The 15622-nt window shown below is 65.6% G+C and carries 16 protein-coding genes; 12 read left to right on the top strand and 4 right to left on the bottom strand.

The features are described from left to right. Positions 1-20 precede the first annotated feature (20 nt). Entirely contained in the window at positions 21-1079 is a 1059-nt protein-coding gene (locus tag ACFXNW_RS19220; RefSeq protein WP_379419057.1) for an AraC family transcriptional regulator, read from the bottom strand. A 279-nt stretch (positions 1080-1358) separates the two neighbouring features. Between ACFXNW_RS19220 and ACFXNW_RS19215 the strand changes: the two genes are divergently transcribed. The 9 genes from ACFXNW_RS19215 (at position 1359) to ACFXNW_RS19175 (ending at position 10047) form a co-directional block, all read left to right on the top strand. Next, positions 1359-2333: a quinone oxidoreductase family protein gene (locus ACFXNW_RS19215; protein WP_379419056.1), complete on the top strand. Its 975-nt coding sequence runs from the start codon at positions 1359-1361 to the stop codon at positions 2331-2333. Between the two features lie 27 nt (positions 2334-2360). Further along, on the top strand, positions 2361-3254 hold the full coding sequence (locus tag ACFXNW_RS19210; RefSeq protein ID WP_379419055.1) for a TauD/TfdA dioxygenase family protein: 894 nt from the start codon (positions 2361-2363) through the stop codon (positions 3252-3254). 45 nt (positions 3255-3299) lie between these two features. Further along, a complete protein-coding gene (locus tag ACFXNW_RS19205; RefSeq protein WP_379419054.1) occupies positions 3300-4352 on the top strand; it encodes a 3-keto-5-aminohexanoate cleavage protein in 1053 nt (350 codons plus the stop codon). 169 nt (positions 4353-4521) lie between these two features. After that, entirely contained in the window at positions 4522-5820 is a 1299-nt protein-coding gene (locus ACFXNW_RS19200) for an MFS transporter (protein ID WP_379419094.1), read from the top strand. A gap of 26 nt (positions 5821-5846) precedes the next feature. Continuing rightward, entirely contained in the window at positions 5847-6440 is a 594-nt protein-coding gene (locus tag ACFXNW_RS19195; protein WP_379419053.1) for an RBBP9/YdeN family alpha/beta hydrolase, read from the top strand. Beyond that, positions 6437-7201: a CoA transferase subunit A gene (locus ACFXNW_RS19190; protein ID WP_379419052.1), complete on the top strand. Its 765-nt coding sequence runs from the start codon at positions 6437-6439 to the stop codon at positions 7199-7201. The genes ACFXNW_RS19195 and ACFXNW_RS19190 overlap by 4 nt, the downstream gene beginning before the upstream one ends. Before the next feature lies 1 nt (position 7202). After that, positions 7203-7859: a 3-oxoacid CoA-transferase subunit B gene (locus ACFXNW_RS19185; protein ID WP_379419051.1), complete on the top strand. Its 657-nt coding sequence runs from the start codon at positions 7203-7205 to the stop codon at positions 7857-7859. A gap of 216 nt (positions 7860-8075) precedes the next feature. Then, positions 8076-8846, top strand: a complete 771-nt coding sequence (locus ACFXNW_RS19180; protein ID WP_379419050.1) for a hypothetical protein — start codon at positions 8076-8078, stop codon at positions 8844-8846. 175 nt (positions 8847-9021) lie between these two features. Beyond that, positions 9022-10047 (top strand): YeiH family protein, encoded by a 1026-nt coding sequence (locus ACFXNW_RS19175; RefSeq protein ID WP_379419093.1) that lies wholly within the window; start codon positions 9022-9024, stop codon positions 10045-10047. A gap of 42 nt (positions 10048-10089) precedes the next feature. Here ACFXNW_RS19175 and ACFXNW_RS19170 read toward each other — a convergent pair whose 3' ends face one another. From ACFXNW_RS19170 to ACFXNW_RS19160, 3 genes are all read right to left on the bottom strand, one after another. Further along, positions 10090-10539, bottom strand: a complete 450-nt coding sequence (locus ACFXNW_RS19170) for a hypothetical protein (RefSeq protein WP_379419049.1) — start codon at positions 10537-10539, stop codon at positions 10090-10092. Positions 10540-10651: 112 nt separating this feature from the next. After that, a complete protein-coding gene (locus ACFXNW_RS19165; RefSeq protein WP_379419048.1) occupies positions 10652-11245 on the bottom strand; it encodes a DUF4265 domain-containing protein in 594 nt (197 codons plus the stop codon). Between the two features lie 197 nt (positions 11246-11442). Next, on the bottom strand, positions 11443-12828 hold the full coding sequence (locus ACFXNW_RS19160) for a flavin monoamine oxidase family protein (RefSeq protein WP_379419047.1): 1386 nt from the start codon (positions 12826-12828) through the stop codon (positions 11443-11445). Between the two features lie 181 nt (positions 12829-13009). On the opposite strand from ACFXNW_RS19160, the gene ACFXNW_RS19155 reads away from it, so the two are divergent. From ACFXNW_RS19155 to ACFXNW_RS19145, 3 genes are all read left to right on the top strand, one after another. Beyond that, positions 13010-13621: a TetR/AcrR family transcriptional regulator gene (locus ACFXNW_RS19155; protein ID WP_379419046.1), complete on the top strand. Its 612-nt coding sequence runs from the start codon at positions 13010-13012 to the stop codon at positions 13619-13621. 373 nt (positions 13622-13994) lie between these two features. Beyond that, positions 13995-14378, top strand: a complete 384-nt coding sequence (locus ACFXNW_RS19150) for a VOC family protein (protein WP_379419045.1) — start codon at positions 13995-13997, stop codon at positions 14376-14378. Between the two features lie 262 nt (positions 14379-14640). After that, on the top strand, positions 14641-15621 hold the full coding sequence (locus ACFXNW_RS19145; protein ID WP_379419044.1) for an Acg family FMN-binding oxidoreductase: 981 nt from the start codon (positions 14641-14643) through the stop codon (positions 15619-15621). Position 15622 lies beyond the last annotated feature (1 nt).

Here is a 15622-nt window from a genome sequence, read left to right as displayed (position 1 = left end):
CCGACTCCCGAGGTGCCGGACTATGCCGGCGCGGTGTACGAGCCCTGCGCGGGCGGTGATCCTCGATAATCTTCGAGGGCTGCGGGGCGGTCGGCACGCCATTGGCTGGGGCTGTGGCCGAAGCGAGTGCGAAACCATCGGGAGAAGTTGCCCTGCGAGGAGAAGGCAAGTAGCTCGGAAATCTCGGTCAGGCTGTGGCGGCGGCTGGCGACCATGTGCTGGGCGAGCTCGGCTCGGGTGGAATCGACCAGCGATGTGAAGGTTTCGCCCTCGGCGGCGAGGCGGCGGTGGATGGTACGGCGGTCGACACCGAGGCTTCGAGCGATCTGGTCGGCTGAGCATCGTCCGGTCGGCAGGAGCAGTTCGATCAGTTCCCGGACGCGGTCCACGGTCGTGGCGGTCGCGTTGGCTCTCGGCGCGTTGAAGATCTGCTGCGCGTAGGTGCGCAGCTGGGGGTCCGACATGGCGTTGGGCGCGTCGAGGTCGGTGGTGTAGGCGAGGAGTCCGTTGAAGTCCTGGTCGAAACTGACGTGCGGCCCGAGGACGCGATGGTGGGTGGAGCAGTCGCGGGGTGCCGGGTGGGTGAAGCGGACTTCCAGTGGTTGCCAGGTGGTGCCGAGGAATCCACGCATGAGTCCGTGCAAGATGCCGATCGCCAGTTCGATGGACTGCCGGGTGTCACCCGGCCCGCCGAGGTCGAGGCTCAGCCGGATGGTGGCGATGGCGTTGTGTTCGGTAAGTCGGGTGTGCAGCGCCTCGTTATACATGTGCTCATAGCGGGACATGGTCCGTAGCGCGCTGCGGACGTCGGGTTCTTCGCGGATGACCATGCTGAGCGGGCCGAGATTGGCCAAGCGGCGACGTTCGGCCAGGCGGAGGCCGATGTCTTCACACCCGGAACTGATCGCGCAGCGCTCGAGCAGATCCGCGACAGCGGCGGCGGGAACCCAGCGGTCCTGCACGCTCAGACCGGCGGGGTCCAGTCCGCTTGCGCGGATCAAGGCGACCGGGTCCAGGCCCAGCGAGCGGCCGAGCTCGACGAATCCGTGTACTGCCGCGTAGCGGGCGAGTGGTTTCACCACAATCTCCTGTCCCGAAATGAACAGTATCTCGTCCCTTGAGGATAAGCACAGGCGGGTGATCCGGATTACAGTGTGTCCCATCACAGCGATGGTGATCAGTGGTCAGGGACATCGCGATCGGTGAGCGCACCCGACGTGACCTTCCGCTGACAGCACGCGATCGACGGTCCACCCAGTGAACGTCGCGGCACGCGGCGACATATCCGGACACCCATGCGTCGTATTACGACTGTCGATCGCGCTGGAGAGTGCGATCGACCGAGAAGGAGATCTGTTGTGGCACAAGCTGTTCGCTTCTACGAGATCGGCGGCCCCGATGTTCTGCGATCGGAGGATGTCGAAGTGGGCGACCCGGGGGCCGGTGAAGTGCGAGTGCGGCACGAGGCCGTCGGGCTGAACTTCGCCGATACCTACTTCCGCAGCGGCCTGTATCCGGCCGCGTTGCCCGCAGGTATGGGCGTCGAGGCGGCAGGTGTGATCGAGGCGGTTGGCCCGGGTGTCGAGGGGTTCGAGGCGGGGGACCGGGTGACCTATACCGGTAGCCCACTGGGTGCCTACAGCACCGAACGGGTGATGCCGGCCGAGCATCTGATCGCGTTGCCGGACGGGATCGGATTCGACACCGCCGCGTCGATGACGATGCGTGGTTTGACCACTGCCTACCTGCTGCGCCGCATCCATCCGCTGCGCGAGGGGCAGACGGTCCTGCTCCACGCCGCTGCCGGTGGGGTCGGGTTGATCTTCCTGCAGTGGGCGAAGCTCTTGGGCATCACCGTGATCGGTACGGTCTCGAGCGAGGAGAAGGCCGAGATCGCCCGCGCCCACGGATGCGATCACGTGGTGATCTACACCCGTGAGGACGTCGCCGCGCGGGTTCGTGAGATCACCGGTGGCGCAGGTGTGCCGGTGGTTTACGACAGCATCGGAAAGACGACCTTCGACACGTCATTGGATTCGCTGTCGCGGCGCGGACTGCTGGTGTGCTTCGGCACCGCCTCCGGGCCGACCCCGCCCATCAATGCCATGCAGCTGGCGATCAAGGGCTCGTTGTTCGTTACGCGCCCCGCGCTCGCCGATTACATTGCCGATCCCGTGGAGCGAGCCGAGCTGGCCGGCGAGCTCTTCTCGCATGTCGAGGCCGGTCGCATCCGGATAGAGATCAACCAGCGCTACAAACTGTCCGATGCGGCGCAGGCTCACCGTGATATGGAGGCGGGCCGCAGCGTCGGTTCCTCGGTCTTCACCCTCTGATATCTGTTCCACACCTGGAGGTCAACGATGACAACCTTTGCCCCATACCATGATTCGGTAAAGCGCGGCGCGATCACCGCCATGCCACTCACCTGCTCGATCGGTGCGGAACTGGTCGATGTCGACCTCGCACAGATCGCCCATGACGACGCACTTTTCGCCGAGCTGCGCGCCTTGCTGCTCGAATACAAGGTGCTGTTCGCGCGCGACCAGGACATCAGCCGCGCCGATCACGTCACGCTGGCGCAGCGATTCGGTCCGTTGGAAGACCACCCGGTGCTGGGCAGCGACCCGGACAACCCCGGACTCGTGCGCATCTACAAAGATCTCGACAGCCCCCCTGAGCATTACGAGAACGCCTTCCACTGTGATGCCACCTGGCGGGTGAACCCGTCGATGGGTTCGGTCCTGCGCTGCGTGGAGTCTCCGCCGGTCGGCGGAGACACCATCTGGGTGAACATGGTCGAGGCGTATCGGCGCCTGCCCGAGCAGGTGAAAGAGCGGATCGACGGGCTGCGTGCCCGCCACAGCATCGAGGCCAGTTTCGGCGCGGCGATGTCCGACGACAAGCGCCACGACCTCGCGCAGCGTTTTCCCGACGCCGAGCACCCCGTGGTACGCACTCACCCCGAAACGGGCGAGCCTATCTTGTTCGTCAATTCCTTTACCACGCATCTGGTCAATTACCACACGCCGGACAACGTGCGTTTCGGCGCGGACTACGCGCCCGGCGCCGCCGAGCTGCTGCACTACCTGATGCGGCAGGCCGCTATTCCGGAATACCAGGTGCGCTGGCGGTGGACGAAGAACAGCTTCGCGATCTGGGACAACCGGTCCACCCAGCATTACGCCGTTCAGGACTACTGGCCCGCGATCCGAAAGATGGAGCGCGCGGGCATCGTCGGCGACAAGCCGTTCTGAGAGTTCCTCTTTTCCACGAAAGTTAGAAACCGATCGGAGAAACCCATGCATTTCCACGACGATGCGCTGTTCCCGGAGAACCAGGACAAACTGGTTATTACCTGTGCGCCGTACGGCCCCGAGTGGGAGCCTGATGACTTCCGCGAGGATCTGCCGCTGACGATGGAGCAGCATGTGCAGCAGGCAGTGGACTGCTACGAGGCCGGTGCCTCGGTACTGCATATCCACGTCCGTGAGCTCGACGGCAAGGGTTCCAAGCGGCTGTCGAAGTTCAACGAGCTGCTCGCCGGGTTGCGCGAGGCGGTGCCGGACATGATCCTGCAGGTCGGTGGGTCGATCTCGTTCGCCCCCGAAGGTGAAGGAGCCGACGCGAAGTGGCTCTCCGATGACGCCCGGCATATGCTCGCCGAGCTGGACCCGAAGCCGGACCAGGTGACCATTGCGATCAATACCAGCCAGATGAACATCGTCGAGCTGATGACCGACGACGACATCGCAGGCACGTCGATCCAGCGCCCCGAGCTCTACGAGACATACCGCGAAATGACCGTACCTGCCGGCCCGGCATGGGTCGAAGAGCACCTGCGCCGGCTGACCGCCAACGGCATCCAGCCCCACTTCCAGCTCTCCAGCATCCCGCAGCTCGAGACGGTCGAACGACTGATCCGGCGCGGCAAGTACATGGGCCCGCTCAACCTCACCTGGGTGGGGATCGGCGGCGGGTTCGACGGCCCCAATCCCTACAACATCATGAACTTCATCCAACGGGTGCCCGACGGTGCGTGCCTGACGCTGGAGACGCTGATGCGTAGCGTGCTGCCGGTGAACGCGATGGCGATCGCATTCGGTCTGCACCCACGCTGCGGCAACGAGGACACCCTGTGGGGTCGCAAGGGCGAGAAGATGACGTCGGCGGACCAGGTGAAGCAGCTGGTCCGGATCGCTGAGGAGCTGGGCCGCGGTGTCGCGGACGGCAAGCAAGCCCGCGACATCTACCGGATCGGCGAGCAGTACGCGAGTGTCGATGAGACTCTCGCCAAGCTCGGCTACGCACCCAACCGCAAGCCCGGCCAGGTCGGGTTCACCCTGCACGCCTGAGTCATCGACAACGGGCGGGAGTGCACCTTCCCCGCCTCCTCCGGACGTGGCCGTGAGGGCAACGTCTCTGTACTTATCAGCTCCGGTGCGTTGCACACCGTCTCGACGCATCGGATTTGTAGGAGCACCAATGCAGTTGCACACTACCGTCGCCGGGCCGGATGACAACATGGTCGCCGCCCCGGTAAAGGCGGACCGACCCCCTCGATCGCGTCGGCGATACCCGTGGGTCGTCTTCCTACTGGCATTCGGTCTGCTGCTGGCCGACTACATGTCCAGACAAGTGCTGAGCGCGGTCTTTCCCTTTCTGAAAACCGAATGGACGCTGTCGGATTCGCAGCTGGCGTCGCTCACCAGCGTAGTCGCGCTCATGGTCGGCATCCTCACCCTGCCGCTGTCGGTTGTGGCCGACCGGTGGGGCAGGGTGCGCAGCCTGGTGCTGATGGCGGTGCTGTGGAGCGCGGCGACGCTGCTGTGTTCCGTTGCAGCGAGTTTCGAGCAGATGCTGGCTGCCCGCTTCCTCGTCGGCGTCGGCGAAGCCGCCTACGGCAGTGTCGGGATCGCGGTGGTGATCAGTGTGTTCGCCCCACGGATGCATGCCGCGCTGAGTGGCGCGTTCATGGCCGGCGGTTCGTTCGGGTCGGTACTGGGTGTCGGCCTGGGCGGAGTCATCGCCGTACATCTCGGATGGCGTTGGTCATTCGCCGCGATGGCGATCTTCGGGCTGCTGCTGGCCGCACTGTTCAGCGTGATCGTGACGGAGGCGAAACTTGTCGCCAATGCCGCCGACCAGCACACGGGGCCGAGCACCCACGTGGAAGGGTTCCGCGCGCCGGTGTCGACGCTGTTCACCAACCCCGCTGTCGTGTGCGCCTATGTGGGCAGTGGCCTGCAGATCTTCACCGCCGCGGTGCTGCTGTCGTGGATGCCCAGCTTCTTCAACCGCAACTACGAGCTGGCCCCGGACCGGGCGGGTGTGGTCGCATCGGTGTTCGTGCTGCTCGTCGGTACCGGGATGGTGTGCTGCGGCATGATCACCGACCGAGTCGGCCGCACCGATTTGTCTCGGAAATGGACCGCGGCGATCACGTTCTGCTGCATTTCACTGGTGTGCCTGGCCGCAGGCTTCAGCCTCGGAACCGGTCCGCTGCAACTGGCGCTGATCGGCATCGGCGCCTTCTTCTCCGGCGGCTCATCCGGGCCGGCCGCGGCCATGGTCGCCAACCTGACACATCCGTCGGTACGGGCGTCCGCGTTCGGCACATTGACGCTGGCCAACAGTCTGCTCGGGCTCGCCCTCGGTCCGTTCGTCGTCGGCGTCCTCGCCGATCGCATCGGATTGGGATCCGCACTGCAGCTGGCACCGCTGGCCTACCTTGCCGCCATCGCGGCACTGGTCCTCGGCAAACGCGTCTACCCTGCCGGACTGCGAAAACTCGCCGCTGTCGCACCAGGTCCCGCGCACTGAACCCGAAAGGAACCACCGCACACACCATGTATGACCCCGCCGAACCCACCATTGTGATCGTGCCAGGATTGCGCGACCACGTACCCGAGCACTGGCAGACCCTGCTCGCCGAACGTCTGAACAAGGTCCGCACCGTCCCGCCGCTCGAGTGCGACAAGCTCAGCCTGGCTTCCCGCATCGCCGCACTCGATGCCGTCCTCGCGGACATCGATGGTCCGGTGGTGCTGGTCGCCCACAGCGCGGGCGTCATGATCACCGTGCATTGGGCACAGCACTACCAGCGACCGGTGCGTGCGGCATTGCTTGCCACCCCGGCTGACCTGGAAACACCGCTGCCGAGCGGGTATCCGACAGCACAAGAACTCGAGGCCGGGGGCTGGAACCCGATTCCCCGTGGGCGACTGCCGTTTCCCAGCATCGTGGCCGCCTCCACCACCGACCCGCTCGCGTCCTACCGGCGCGCAGCCGGCATGGCCGAATCCTGGGGCAGCCGTCTGGTGGATATCGGCGACGTCGGTCACCTCAATCCGGCCTCCGGCTATGGAGACTGGCCTCGAGCGCAGGAGTTGCTGGACGATCTGGTCGCCACGACCGCGACCGGCGTGGAGGCGGTCCGGTGAGCAAGATCGTCTCCTCGGCCGCGGACGCCCTCGCCGATGTGGCCTCCGGGTCGAGTCTGGCCGTCGGCGGATTCGGGGTGTGTGGCATCCCCGATGCGCTCATCGAGGCGTTGGCCGCACGCGATGTCACCGACCTCGAGGTCATCTCCAACAACTGCGGCACCGATCAGATCGGATTGGGAATTCTGTTGAGGGGCAACCGGATCCGTCGTGTAACTGCCTCCTATGTCGGGGAGAACGCGGAGTTCGCCCGCCAGTATCTGGCCGGTGAGATCGAAGTCGAGCTGACTCCGCAGGGCACTCTCTCCGAGAAGCTGCGTGCGGGCGGAGCAGGCGTCCCGGCATTTTTCACCCCTGCAGGCGTCGGTACACCCGTCTCCGAGGGCGGCTTGCCCTGGCGGTACGCGCCCGACGGTTCGGTCGCGGTGGCCTCGCCACCCAAGGAGGTGCGCACCTTCGGCGGCCGGTGGGGCGAGCGGCGCTACGTGCTCGAAGAGGCGATCACCGCCGATTACGCCCTGGTGCACGCGCTGGTCGGCGATACCGACGGCAACCTGGTGTTCGAGAAATCGGCCCGCAATTTCAACCCGCTGGCCGCCATGGCCGGACGCATCTGCATCGCGCAAGTGGAAGAACTCGTCCCGGCAGGAGCGATCGACCCCGGCACCGTTCACCTGCCAGGCATCTTCGTCGACCGCCTCGTGCACACCGGTCGACAGAACAAACACATCGAAAAGCGCACCGTCGCCCAAGGGAACTGATATGAACACTGCCACAAAGGTTCTCGGATGGACCAGGACCGCAATGGCCGCCCGCGCCGCATGGGAACTCCGGTCCGGCGAGTACGTGAACCTCGGCATCGGCTTGCCGACCCTCATCCCCAACCACCTCCCCGACGGCGTGCACGTCACCCTGCACTCGGAGAACGGCGTTCTCGGCATCGGCCCCTACCCGGACCCGTCCGAGGTCGATGCCGACCTGATCAATGCCGGAAAAGAAACCGTCACGGTAATGGCCGGGGCCTCGTTCTTCGACTCCGCAACCAGCTTCGGGATGATCCGCGGCGGCCACATCGACACAGCCATCCTCGGTGGAATGCAGGTCTCTGCCACCGGTGACCTGGCCAACTGGATGGTTCCGGGGCACATGGTCAAAGGCATGGGCGGGGCGATGGATCTGGTACACGGCGCCCGCCGGGTGATCGTCCTCATGGAACACACCGACAAGACCGGTGCACCGAAGATCGTCTCCCGCTGCACTCTCCCGCTGACAGGTGAGGGGGTCGTGCGACGCATCATCACCAATCTGGCCGTCATCGACGTCACCCCAAGCGGGCTGGCATTGCATGAATGCGCGCCGGGAGTCAGCGAGGCCGAGGTCTGTGCGGCCACCGCCGCGCCGCTGATCGTGGCGGGCTGATCCACAATCCCGAAAGGTCAACCGATGACTGCCAGCGGCAAGATTCGGAAACGCGAACTCGCCACGCGCACCGAGCCCGCGTCCGCTGGTGGCGGGGTCACAGTCTCCGGTCGCTGATAGAGCACCGGAACCGGGGTCCTGTGTACCCCGGCAGGCCGGATGGGTTGCCGAAGGGTGATCCGGTCCGGCCTCGATCACTGGAGATGAGGTTCCATTATGCGAATGAAGTCAGCGGCGGCGACCGCAGTGATTGCCGCTGCGGCGGTTGCTGTTACTACCGCGACAGCGGGTGCCGCTCCGCAGCCTGCCCCACCGGCATCCGAGGTCCGCTACGAGGTCACCAGGAACGGCGACTCGGCCGTGGTGCGCATCGACGGCGGCAAAATCGAGCAGATCGATTCCCAGCTGGTGGTCTGGGACGCCGCCGATCAGCCGATCGCCGCGATTCCATTGCGCTACCAGATCGACGATATGGCCTATCCCGTTGCTGCGCGTATCGACGGGACGACGGCGACCCTCACTCCGTCCAGGGATGGCGGCCGGCGCGCCGAACCGGTGTCGCAGGCCCAGGTGATCACAGTCGAACAAGCAGCCGAGCAGGTGGGTGAGTTGTTCGTACCGCGCGACGCTCAGGCGCTCGGCGTCTTCGCTCAGCGCGCGGCAATCGGCGCGGCTGTCAGCGCCGTGTTCGGCGCCGTGCTCGGGGCCGGGGTCGGTTGTTTGGTGGGCGCGGCGGCCGGTGCCGCGATCTCCAGCCCGCTGATCGCCCTGTTGCTGCCGTTCGTGGGTGCCACGATCGCGGGTTGCGTGCTCGGAATGGCGACGTTGGGCGCCGTGGGCTCGATGGCCGGCGTGGTGCTGGCCGGGGGACCGATCACCTTGTTCTCCGCGATTCAGTACTTCTCCACGATCCTCGCTCCGTGCCCGCCGGAGCTGGCGTACTGCAAGGACCCGGCTCAGATTCCGGCTCCGGTTCCGGCCGAGTAGCCCCGCCTCGTCTACCGGCGCGTCGGAGTCAGGCGACTCCGGTGTGCCGGTGCACGAACTGTCCCAGCCATCGACCGTCGGCCACTGTCGGGCGGTTCCGAGACCGAAAGCACCGGATACCTCGACCATGTCCCAGCCCAATGCGACCGACCTGATGAACGAGCCGCTCCCGCCGATGGAACCACTGCGCCGATCGCTGAAGAGCCGCGCACGGCAATGGAGTAGAGAGTATGCGCCCGGTCTCGTACTCGCGGCTGTCGTCGTTGCCGCCATTATGCTGCTTACCCGGCAAACGTCCTTTCTCAGCCCGCTTCTAGCAGCAATCTTGGTGGGTGCGATCGCCGCGAACGTCGTCGATATTTCAGAGCGCGTTCGGCCCGGACTGCAGTTCTGCTCCAAACGGTTGCTGCGGATCGGTGTCGCGCTACTCGGCTTGCAGGTGACGTTCAGCGACATCTTTGGGCTCGGGCCCGCGATTCTGCTTCTCGTGCTTGTCATTGTGGTCGCGGGTATCGCCGGCACCATGCTGCTCGGACGGGCGCTCGGCATCGGGTGGACCCAGCGACTGCTGATCGCATGCGGGTTCTCGATCTGCGGCGCCGCCGCGGTCGCCGCAGCGGACGGAGTCGTCGACGCCGAAGAAGAAGAGGTTTTGACCTCGATTGCCCTGGTGGTGGTGTTCGGGACGCTGCTGATCGCGATCATCCCGCCCGCCTCGCGCGCAATCGGGCTCGATGAGGCGACCAGCGGTGTGTGGGCGGGCGCCGCAATCCACGAGGTTGCGCAAGTGGTAGCCGTGGGCGGGGCAATCGGCGGTACCGCGCTCACCATCGCGGTGGTGGTCAAATTAGCCAGAGTCGTGTTGCTCGCGCCAGTCCTGGCGGCAATCAGCTGGCATATCCGCCGTCGGCAGACCGACGCGTCCTCCGTATCAGAGCGTAAGCCTGCACTGGTGCCGTTGTTCGTACTCGCCTTCCTCGCATGCGCTGCGGTGCGGTCGACCGGCGTGATCCCCTCCGCAGCCCTCGACGCGGCACGCGAGGTGCAGACAGTGCTACTCACCGCTGCCATGTTCGCGCTGGGTACCGGCGTGCGGTTGCGGTCGCTGGCCCGAGTCGGAGCCCGCCCACTCGTGCTGGCCGCTGGGTCGACCCTCTGGGTGACCATGCTGGCCTTGGCCGGTGCGCTGATCGCCACCTGATGTGCCGTGGCGAATCGAGGATCGAGTAGCGATTTCCGCAGACTACGAGCCGTCGGCCTGAGCGCCTTCTTCGATGTCCTCGAGTTCAGCCTCGAAGCCCTCTTTGAGCTCCTTCAGGCCTTCACCCGCTCCGATCACGGCGATCAGACTGCCGAGGATCACGTCGATCCATTTGAGCCAGCGCTTGAGCGGCCGCAGCGATGGGGCTTGTAGGCCTGCCTGACGAGCGTTGCGCCAACCTTCACGTTTGAACGCCAGTTCAGGACCAGAGAGCCCCGCTTCGTCGAGTCTTTCGTCGTAGTCCGCACTTCGCACTGCCGCTATCAAACGGCCGATGTCGCCACGTTGCTGCACAGCATTCCAAGCCGGCCACAGACTTTGAACTACGGTGCCCGGTGGCATATCCCGAGCGCCCGCTTCGAATATGAAGGACAAGTCGTCGGCCATCGAGTCCAGGAACTGGAGGAGAAACTCACGATCTTCGGAGTCCATAGGCCGAAGTTACCCGCTTTCCGGGTTCATCAGCAGGATTTCCGGCAAATAGCCGGATCAGAACAAACTGCCATGGTCAACTATCCGTGCGCCCGTTCGCATTTCGTGTCTGCTAAGCGTCGCACCACGCGTCGGTGACGCATGCAGCCTCGAAGTGCCACCAGCCGTCATCTCGGCCGCGGGACAGCAGAGCCTTGAGCTGAGCCAGGTCTGCATCGGCAGGCACGGTGAACGCGACCAGGGGGAGGTCCTCGCTGAACGCTTCCCCGCCTGATACGAACGGAGACAATCGATCGCGCACAGCCTGCGCGCTGCGCCCCAGCGGACCGCTGGGAATGGGTAGAACTCGGATGGTGCAGTTCCCTGACGCCTCCACCCGTTCCTTGGCCCAGCGGCGGCCATCGGCGTCGGTAACGAACCGCACGATCTCACCTTCAGCCACCCCATCCTGCAGAAAAGGGGCGTTCTCCACGCGGGCCGTGTCATCGCTCAACTGGGTGGCCCACAACCCCTCGGTGTCATCGGGCAGCCAGCCGTCACGCGGCACAAAGCGGTACCACACCTTGATCCAATCACCTTCATGAGTGCCGGGTCCGGATGGAGTCATCGATTTCACGCCCATATGATTGCGCACCCCGCCTCGTCGAATCGAGCCCATGGCAGGATCGGAACCGGGAACCGGGTCCGAGAAGAGCGTGGCGAGCACAACGGGGCAGCCGCCTGGTCATGGAAAGTGGGACGGATCCAGTATTGGCCCCGGAAGCGACACAGCCGGGGGGCCGTCGCTGCGGACGCCGGACCGGGCAGCCGGTCTCGACGCGGACGCGCTACGACGACCAACTGGCGTTCGGCATCACCGGTGACTACGAAACGACTGCTGATATTGATTCTGGCACAGGGGATTCAACGATCTGTGGACGAACTGGCGGTCCGGGCAGGGTGCACGGGGCGATGAGGCAGCCGACCGGCGACCACCTCGGCCGCCGCGCGGGTGCCGGATTCGACGGCGCCCTCGAAATAGCCGGCATGGTCTTGCGCGGTTTCGGTGCCTGCCCAGTGGATGTCGCCGAACGGTGTCGAATCCACCGGGAAGATTCCTTCGGTGGTCCCAGGCTCCGGCACTGCCGTGTAGCCGCCGCCGGTGTATTCATCCAGATGCCAAGACTTTTCGTGCCAGCTCACCGGCTCGAGCACCTCGGCGCCGAGATGCTCGGTCAGTGCGCCGAGCAGTGCCGCGCGTCGGTCGGCGGGGTCGAGGTGATCGAGGGCACGCGCTTCCGGTCCGCCCACCAAGACGCACAGGTGGCCCGGTCCCTCCGGTGGGCTGGTGTCGAATATCGCCCGGCCCGGCGGATCGAGCATGAGGAATTCCGCGTCGCCGTGCTCGCGCCAGAACGGACGGTCGTAGACCGCGATCGCCTTGTATACCGAACCCATGTAGGTGTTGCGGGCGAGTGCTGCCCGGTGGGCGGGCAGCGGGGGCTCGAAGTCGATGCGTCGCAAGGTCGGTGGGGGGACGGTGACGATGACTTTCGAGGCTCGGACCCGTCCTGCGGTCGTGTCCACGGTGATCCCGTCGCCGCCTTGGGTGATCGAGGTGACCTGATGGCCCGTTCGCACTCGGTCGCCGAGTTCGGCGGCGATGCGGTCGACGACTGCGCCGAACCCCTCGACCAGAAGTGCTTCCTGGGCGCCGCCGCGCGTGGCGAGGCTGGTGCGCAGACCACCTTGCAGGCGGATGATCTTCGTCATCGCATGAATCGAGTACCGGTCAGGATCAGCGGTCCATGAGATGAGCGCGGCCACCTCGAGCAGTCGGCGTGCGGTGCGCCCGGGTAACTTGCTCATCCCATCGGCAATCGTCACCGAATTGCACCGCTGCGGTGCACCCACCAGGGCGAGTACCTCGACGGCGGCGATGACCGCGCCGGTGAACAGCAGCGAAGGCGACCAGAGCGGCAGCCGCCGCGGCCCGTCGAGCACGGCAGGCAGGATCCCGGTGTGCATCGTGAACTTCTCGACACCGAGCTCGGCGGCCAGTGCGGTAATGCGGCGGTGGTCGTGGCCGATCCACTGACCACCCAGGTCCACTCGCGATCCCAGCGGCGTGGTCTCGCTCAACGCGCGCCCACCCAACCGGTCGTCAGCCTCGAACACCACGACCTCGACACCCTGTCGGTGCAGCTCACGGGCGGCGACAAGCCCTGATAGCCCGGCGCCGACCACCACTACGGGCACCGATACGGCTGCTTCTGGCGCCCCCGCTGCGTGTGCCGGTTCCTGCCCCATACGCAACCCCTGTCCCGATGCGATTCTGATGCGGCTGTTTGTCGGACGTCCGTCCGAGATTTAGTAGGCCACAGATTGCCGTGGGTGCGCAAGGGTCTTAACGTAAATTGGACGGACGTACGACTCAGGCTCTGTCTACGGGATCACCTGCGAAGCGCGATCCACACGAGAAGGAGGCAGGTTGGCCTACGTGAAAGCAGCCCAGCGCGAGCAGGAAATCGTCGCTGCCGCCGTACAAGTGCTCAGTAAGGTTGGCGTCGCTGGGACGACCCTGCGCGCCGTCGCTGCCGAAGCCGGAATCCCGCTCGGCACTCTGCATTACGTGTTCGCCAGCAAGGACGCGATGCTTCGGGCCGTCATCAACTCGGCAACGGTCGATGTCGTGACAGCCCTTCGCGCCGACGCAGCCCTCGACCGAGGCCTGGTCCACGCGATTCGGCATGGCACAGAACGTGTGTGGCAGGGCCTGGTGGCGGACGCGGCAGGATTGCAGATCATGCAATACGAGCTGGCCATGTACTCCGTACGCAGCGAGGGGCGGGGCGGTCTCGCGCAGTTGCAATACGAGCGCTATACCTCGCTGGTCGCCGACTTCTGGGAGCAGGCCGCCCGAACCGCGGGCGAACGATGCGCGGTGGATTTCGCGACCCTCGGTCGCTTGGCCTTGGCCATGATGGACGGCCTCATCATCCAGTACCTGGTGAACCCCGATCCTGCCCGCGCGCAGCGTGATCTGAATCGGGCAGTCGACATGCTCGTCGCGTTCGCGGATCCACAGCCCATCGTTGGCTAGTAGGCGGACTGTGCGGGGGAGTGCCGGCGGTATGGGTGATCATCGCGCTCGCCGAACTCCGGTTTCGGGTGGATCCGCCACGCGTTGCCGATAGCTTGGCCCATGGCCGCGAGGCGGGGCTCTGACCTCGGTATTTATAGGCGTGGTTCCCGGATAAGGAGCGTAAAGTAATCGGGGCCCGAGGTGCATCCGCCGGCCGATGATGCAGCATCGCGACGATCGAGCGAGGCCGCTCGTAGCTGGGCGCGGAGTGTTGATCGTCGGTCACAGATGCGCCACCGAACCGGACGTCCGCGAACAAGCGGTCGCCCGCATTCCCTGATGGTTGGTCCGTCGGCGTCGGCGGATCGGTCCCAGTGAGAGGCGGAACGCTATGACAGGCCGGGTTGTGCACTTCGAAATCCCCTACGACGACGGTGACCGCGCCCGCGATTTCTATCGTGAGGCGTTCGGCTGGCAGGTCAACGAAGTGCCGGATATGGACTACACGCTCGTCATGACGGGGCCGCTCGGGGCGGACGGCATGTCGTCGGAGCCGGGTTACATCAACGGTGGCTTGACTCGGCGGGGCCAGGTGACGGCTCCTGTCGTGACGGTCGATGTCGACGATATCGACGGGGCTCTGGCCAAGATTCAAACACTCGGAGGCACGACCGTCGGCCCGAAATTTGCTGTGGGGGAGATGGGTTTTGCGGCATACTTCGCCGATCCTGAAGGCAATCTGGTCGGATTGTGGGAGTCCGCTCAGGAAACGTGAGGACACCGGCGACCACCGCGGGTTTCGTGGGGCGGCGCTCGCCGGTGTGGGTTTCGAGCAGTCAAGTGTTCATGATCGGCTGGTGTCGGTACCTGCGCATACCGACACCGAGCAGCGCAACTCGCGGCCGCCGGTCCGGGAACGCCTGTTCGCGCTCGCGATAGCCACCCGAAGTCACCTCAAAATGGGCCCTCATGCCCTTATCCAGTGCGGTGTCGCGGTGCGACGGTGGTGGCAACCAACCGGATGAAGGACGAAGATCATGGACCGCGGATTGCCTGACGACAACACCGTTGCGGCGGTACTCGCGCTCGCCGGTCGAGCACCGTCGGTACACAACATGCAGCCATGGCGCTGGCGCATCGCCGGTAGCAGTGTTCAGCTGTACCTCGACCAGGACAGGGCACTGCCGATGGCCGATCCCGACCGGCGCGACCTGATCCTCAGCGGTGGGGCTGCCCTGCACCATCTTTCGGTGGCGTTCGCGGCGATGGGCTGGGCGACGATCGTTCACCGGCTGCCGAACCCGGACGAGCCGGATCACCTCGCCGCCGTGACATTGGTCGGCCACCGCGCCACCAGTCAAGAGATCGAGATGAGCGCCGCCATTCAGCATCGGCGGACCGACCGGCGGCATTACACGTCATGGCCGGTCCCGCCCGGATACCTGGGGTTGTTGACCGAGCGAGCATCGTCGCTCGGGGCGATCGTGCGACACGTACAGGACTCCGACAGGGATCAGTTGGTTGCCGCCGCCCGCGCCGCCGCGCGCGTCCACGCCGCCGACCCCGACTATCGATTCGAACTGGCCGTGTGGTCAGGACGGCATGGCAGCCTCGACGGGGTGCCGGCTCGCAACGCGCCCACGCCGCGCGCCGGTGACGAGCTACCCGCCCGGGCCTTCGCCGGACCGGAGTTGGCTGATCCGGCGGTGGAGCGTGACTACGCGGAACTGCTGATGCTGGGAACCTCGGCCGATGACCGGATGTCGAGGCTGCGGGCAGGGGAGGCGTTGAGTGCGGTGCTGCTGACTGCCGCCAACATCGGGCTCGCGACATGCACGCTGACAGAGCCGCTGGAGGTACCGGCACAGCGGGAGAGAATGAGGTCGCGGATGGTGAACGGAACCTGCTACCCGCAGGCCTTCATTCGGGTCGGGTGGGCGCCGACCAGCAACGAGCCCATTCCGGCGACACCACGACGTCCGGTCGAGGAGCTGGTGTTCCCGCCCGACGTCGACTGAC

The sequence above is a fragment of the Nocardia sp. NPDC059180 genome (assembly GCF_042754945.1).
Taxonomy (GTDB): domain Bacteria; phylum Actinomycetota; class Actinomycetes; order Mycobacteriales; family Mycobacteriaceae; genus Nocardia.
Note: the sequence above shows the minus strand (reverse complement) of the source record. Positions and strands in the feature narration are given on the sequence as shown.